The organism is Bradyrhizobium sp. SUTN9-2 (assembly GCF_003122645.1).
In the GTDB taxonomy this organism is placed as follows: domain Bacteria; phylum Pseudomonadota; class Alphaproteobacteria; order Rhizobiales; family Xanthobacteraceae; genus Bradyrhizobium; species Bradyrhizobium yuanmingense.
Window position 1 is genome coordinate 489,313 of record NZ_LAXE01000001.1, and the last position, 5,044, is coordinate 494,356.

Genomic DNA, 5,044 nt, shown 5'->3' on the forward strand with positions numbered 1-5,044 from the left:
CGCTCGGCTCCTCGACCCCCGTCGACTGCTTCCGCCTGTCGCGCGGGGTGTGGGCCTCGCTGAAGAGCTGGAGCAGTGCGAGGAGGGTGCGGTAGGGCGAGGCGCCGCACTCACAATTGTCATCCCGGGGCGCGCGTAGCGCGAGCCCGGGATCCATAATCCCGGAGCGCAGTGTGGGGCAAAGCGCCCACTCCGGGTCGTCGTCCAATTGCTCCCTGGGGCTATGGGTCCCGGGCTCGCGCTGCGCGCGCCCCGGGACGACGTCGTGGCTACGCCGGCGGATTGACCTCGTCGCTCTCACGTCCCAGATCGCGCTCCCGAAGATAAATGTAGAACCCGGCGCCGATGATGATTGCGGCGCCGACGAGCGTTGCGATGGACGGGACGTCGCCGAACACGACGAAGCCGAAGATCACCGCCCAGACGATCATCGAATATTGATAGGGCACCACGACGCTGGCCGGCGCCAGCTTGAGCGAACGGTTGACGCAGAACAGCGCGGTGACCGAAACCAGCCCGGCGGCGGCGAAGATCGCGAGGCTGCCCGGCGTCGGCGGCACCCAGTTGAACACCGACAGCACTGCGCCCAGCGAGAACGTGCCGAGGAATTGCGAGGACGCCATCACGATGTCGGGCGTCTTGCGCAGGCTGCGCGTGATCAGCATCAGGGTCGCGAAAGAAAGACTGCCGCCGAGCGCGATCAACGCCGGCAGGCTGACGGTCTGCGCCGACGGCCGCAGCGCGACCAAGACGCCGCAGAAGCCGATCAGGATCGCGGTCCAGCGCCGCCAGCCGACCTTCTCGCCCAGAAAGATCGCCGACATCGCGGTGACGAAGATCGGGCCGGCGAGATAATAGGTGATGACGTCGGCGAGCGGCAGATAGACGGTTGCGAGAAAGAAGGCCGCGACTTCCAGCGTCGACAGCACGACGCGAACCAGCTGCAGGCCCGGCCGCTCCAGATGCAGAAACTGGTGACGCTGCTTCCAGATCAGCGGCGACAGCAGGAGCAGTGCCGCGCAGGCGCGCAGGAATAGCAGCTGCCCCACCGAATAGGTCCCGACCAGGAACTTGCCCATGGCGTCGCCGAACGAGAACATGAAGATCGACAGCACCATGAGCCCGATGCCGGCCAGGCGCGCGGAGCGATCGTCATAGGCGGAGAGATTCTTGAACAGGGGCATTGCGACGAATTGCAGGTTCGGGGGCTCGTCATTGCGAGGAGCTCTTGCGACGAAGCAATCCAGAATCTTTCCGCGGAGGGATTCTGGATTGCTTCGCTGCGCTCGCAATGACGGGGAGAGAGCGTCAGGAATCGGCTGGTAGTGGTGCTTGCCGTCGTTTTAATGACGTGAGCCGCCGGGACAAGCCCACAACGCCGAATTGAACGGATTGTCGCACTCTTCGCATCGCGGTAGCGATACAGGCCACGCGACGAGAGAGCCAAGAAGAGAGCTAAGCCATGACCGATTTCGATCCGGCCCGGCATCGCATGATCCCGACGCAACGCTGGTTTGAGGATTTCGTCGTCGGCGAACGCTTCGTGCTGCCGAGCCGGACCCAGACCTCGGCGGTGTTCGCCGCATTCCAGACCGCGAGCGGCGACACCCACCCCGTGCATTACGACGTGGAGTATTGCCGCGCCCGCGGCATGCCGTACCTGCTCGCCCACGGCTTCCAGACCTTGATCCACACCGCGCCCGGCGCCGGCCTGTTTCCGTTCATGGTCGAGGACTCCCTGGTCGGCTTCCTCGAGCAGTCGAGCCGGTTCCTCAAGCCGGTGTTCGCCGACGACACCATCTATCCCGCGCTCGAAGTCACCGAGCTGGTGCCGGGGCGCACCACCGGCGTGGTGACGCTGCGCAGCACCGTGTTCAACCAGCGCAAGGAGCTGGTGCTCGACGGCCTGCAGAAATTCCTGATCCGGCGGCGACCGACCGGTTAAGCAAGGGCAGCAGTCGGCGGAATTTCAGCCGGTTTGCGGGTCAATCCGGGTTGCCGCAGGGGGCCGGCTGGCCTACCTATGGCCCATGAAATTCCTTGACGAAGCAAAGGTCTATATCCGCTCCGGTGACGGCGGGAACGGCTGCGTGGCGTTCCGCCGCGAGAAGTTCATCGAATTCGGCGGTCCCTCCGGCGGCAATGGCGGCCGCGGCGGCAATGTCATCATCGAGGTCGCCGACGGCCTCAACACGCTGATCGACTACCGCTACCAGCAGCATTTCAAGGCGCAGAAGGGCGAGAACGGTTCGGGCTCGGACCGCCACGGCGCCAACGGCAAGAACATCGTGCTGAAGGTGCCGGTCGGCACGCAGATCTTCGACGAGGATCGCGAGACCTTGATCCACGACTTCACCAAGGTCGGCGAAAAGTTCGTGCTGGCCGAAGGCGGCAATGGCGGCTTCGGCAATGCGCATTTCAAGTCCTCGACCAACCGCGCGCCGCGCAACGCCAATCCCGGCCAGCCCGGCGAGGAGCGCTGGATCTGGCTGCGGCTGAAGCTGATCGCGGACGCCGGCCTCGTCGGCATGCCCAATGCGGGCAAGTCAACGTTCCTCTCCAAGGTCAGCGCGGCAAAGCCGAAGATCGCCGATTATCCCTTCACCACGCTGCATCCCCAGCTCGGCGTCGTGAACGCCGACGGCCGCGAATTCGTGCTGGCCGACATTCCCGGCCTGATCGAGGGCGCGCATGAAGGCACCGGCCTCGGCGACCGCTTCCTCGGCCATGTCGAGCGTTGCCGCGTGCTGCTGCATCTCATCGACGCCACCTGCGAGCATGCCGGCAAGGCCTACAAGACCGTGCGCAAGGAGCTCGACGCCTATGGCGGCCAGCTCACCGACAAGATCGAGATCGTCGCGCTGAACAAGATCGATGCGGTCGAGCCGGACGAGCTGAAGAAGCAGAAGGACCGCCTGAAGCGCGCCGCCAAGAAGACGCCGCTGCTGCTGTCGGGCGCCACCGGCCAGGGCGTCAAGGAGGCGTTGCGCGCGCTGGCCGATGTGATCGGCGAAAGCCCGGTCTCCGCCAAGGCCAAGAGCGCGGCCGAAGCGGAGCCGTGGTCGGCTTAAACTCTCTCCCCAACGTCGTCCCCGCGAAGGCGGGGACCCATACCGCGTGATCTATCTGTGGCGAAGGGTCGAAGTACCGAACGACGAGTCTTCGCCAAACGACTCCCTGTGGTTATGGGTCCCCGCCTTCGCGGGGACGACAGCGGAGTCTATCGCTGCGAGCGCGCGCATCACCGGCTTGTCTTCGCGCCCGCGATAGCGCAGCATCGAACAATCAAGAAACGGCAGGATGACACATGGCGCGCGCGAAGAACGTTCTCTGGATCATGTGCGACCAGCTTCGCTACGATTATCTCGGCTGCACCGGCCATCCCACGCTGAAGACACCGAACATCGACGCCATGGCCAAGCGCGGCGTGCTGTTCAGCAAGGCGTATGTGCAATCGCCGATCTGCGGTCCCTCGCGGATGTCGTTCTACACCGGCCGCTACATGCGCTCGCACGGCTCGCACTGGAACGGCTGGCCGCTGCGCGTCGGGGAGCCCACGCTCGGCGATCACCTCAACAAGATCGGCGTGCGCAACGTGCTGGTCGGCAAGACCCACATGGCGCCTGATATCGAAGGCATGAAGGCGCTCGGCATCCCGCCGGAATCGATGATCGGCGTGCATGTCGCCGAATGCGGCTTCGAGCCTTACGAGCGCGACGACGGCCTGCATCCGACCGGACGGCCACGCCCGAAATACGACGAATATCTGCGAAAGCAGGGTTTTGAAGCCACCAATCCCTGGGAGCACTGGGCCAATTCCGGCGCTGCCGAGGATGGCAGCTTGCAGAACGGCTGGCTGCTGGTGCACGCCGACAAGGCCGCGCGCGTGCCAGAAGAGCATTCCGAGACGCCCTACATGACGCGGCGCGCGATGGACTTCATCAGCGAGGCGGAAACGGACGGCCGCCCCTGGTGTTTGCATCTGTCCTACATCAAGCCGCACTGGCCCTATATCGCGCCGGAGCCCTATGCCAGCATGTATTCGACGGATGACATGATCCCGGTGATCCGCTCGGAGCGCGAACGGCAGAATCCGCATCCGGTGTTCGGCGCCTACATGGACATGCGCTATTCCCGCAACATGGCGCGCGACGATGCCCGCGAAAAGGTGATCCCGACCTATATGGGCCTGATCACCCAGATCGACGACCAGATGGGCGTACTGATGAAGTTTTTAGGTGAGCGCGGCCTGCTCGACACCACCATGATCGTGTTCACCTCCGATCATGGCGACTATCTCGGCGATCACTGGATGGGCGAGAAGGACCTGTTCCACGAGCAATCGGCAAAGATCCCGCTGATCATCATCGATCCTTCGAAAGAGGCCGATGCGACGCGCGGCACGCGCAGCGATGCGCTGGTTGAGGCGATCGATCTCGCGCCGACTTTCGTGGACTATTTCGGGGGCAAGGTGGCGGGCCATATCCTCGAAGGACGTTCGCTGCTGCCGCTGCTGCGCGGCGAGAAGCCGGGCGACTGGCGCAAGGTCGCATTCTCCGAATACGACTATTCCATGCAGGACGTGCGGCTGAAGCTGAACCAGCCGATCGAGCGCTGCCGCCTGTTCATGGTGTTCGACGGGCGCTGGAAATACATCCACGCCTCCGGCTTCCGCCCGATGCTGTACGACCTCGAAACCGATCCGGACGAATATCTGGATCGCGGCGACGATCCGGAATGCGCCGGCATCATCGCGCGGCTCCAGGCCGAGCTGTTCGACTGGGCGCTGCATCCGAACGATCATATCACCACACCACGCGAGAAGATCGCCGCCTATGCGGATAGTCAGCTCCAGGTGAAGGGTGGCATCCTGATCGGCATCTGGGACGAGAAAGAGCTCGCGGCGATCAAGGACGGCATCGCCCAGCGCGCGAAGATGTGAAGCAGCCTCTCCCCGCTTGCGGGGAGAGGCCGGAATTTGCGAGAGCAAATTCCGGATGAGGGGGACTCTCCGCGAGTTCAATTGCCAGCGCTTTCGCGGAGA

General features: G+C 64.2%; 4 protein-coding genes and 1 pseudogene. 4 read left to right on the forward strand and 1 reads right to left on the reverse strand.

All coding sequences use genetic code 11. The features are described 5' to 3' along the window. Positions 1 to 95: pseudogene (locus tag XF30_RS39060) on the forward strand (GNAT family N-acetyltransferase); the annotation flags it as partial. Positions 96 to 269: 174 nt separating this feature from the next. Here XF30_RS39060 and XF30_RS02275 read toward each other — a convergent pair. Next, on the reverse strand, positions 270 to 1,184 hold the full coding sequence (locus XF30_RS02275; protein WP_109145534.1) for a DMT family transporter: 915 nt from the start codon (positions 1,182 to 1,184) through the stop codon (positions 270 to 272). Positions 1,185 to 1,462: 278 nt separating this feature from the next. On the opposite strand from XF30_RS02275, the gene XF30_RS02280 reads away from it, so the two are divergent. From XF30_RS02280 to XF30_RS02295, 3 genes are all read left to right on the forward strand, one after another. Continuing rightward, the gene (locus XF30_RS02280; protein WP_109141812.1) at positions 1,463 to 1,945 is read left to right on the forward strand and encodes a MaoC family dehydratase; all 483 of its coding nucleotides are present in this window, start codon (positions 1,463 to 1,465) and stop codon (positions 1,943 to 1,945) included. Positions 1,946 to 2,030: 85 nt separating this feature from the next. Continuing rightward, positions 2,031 to 3,071 carry a GTPase ObgE gene (gene obgE, locus XF30_RS02285; protein WP_036008723.1) on the forward strand — a complete coding sequence of 347 codons (1,041 nt, stop codon included), beginning with the start codon at positions 2,031 to 2,033 and terminating at the stop codon, positions 3,069 to 3,071. Positions 3,072 to 3,307: 236 nt separating this feature from the next. Further along, the gene (locus XF30_RS02295) at positions 3,308 to 4,942 is read left to right on the forward strand and encodes an alkaline phosphatase family protein (RefSeq protein ID WP_109141813.1); all 1,635 of its coding nucleotides are present in this window, start codon (positions 3,308 to 3,310) and stop codon (positions 4,940 to 4,942) included. Positions 4,943 to 5,044: the final 102 nt, after the last annotated feature.

What these genes read in the sequence shown, in the direction of transcription:
- XF30_RS02280 (WP_109141812.1), top strand. Translation starts at nt 1,463, where the DNA reads ATGACCGATTTCGATCCGGCCCGGCATCGCATGATCCCGACGCAACGC.
- XF30_RS02275 (WP_109145534.1), bottom strand. Translation starts at nt 1,184, where the DNA reads ATGCCCCTGTTCAAGAATCTCTCCGCCTATGACGATCGCTCCGCGCGC.
- obgE (WP_036008723.1), top strand. Translation starts at nt 2,031, where the DNA reads ATGAAATTCCTTGACGAAGCAAAGGTCTATATCCGCTCCGGTGACGGC.
- XF30_RS02295 (WP_109141813.1), top strand. Translation starts at nt 3,308, where the DNA reads ATGGCGCGCGCGAAGAACGTTCTCTGGATCATGTGCGACCAGCTTCGC.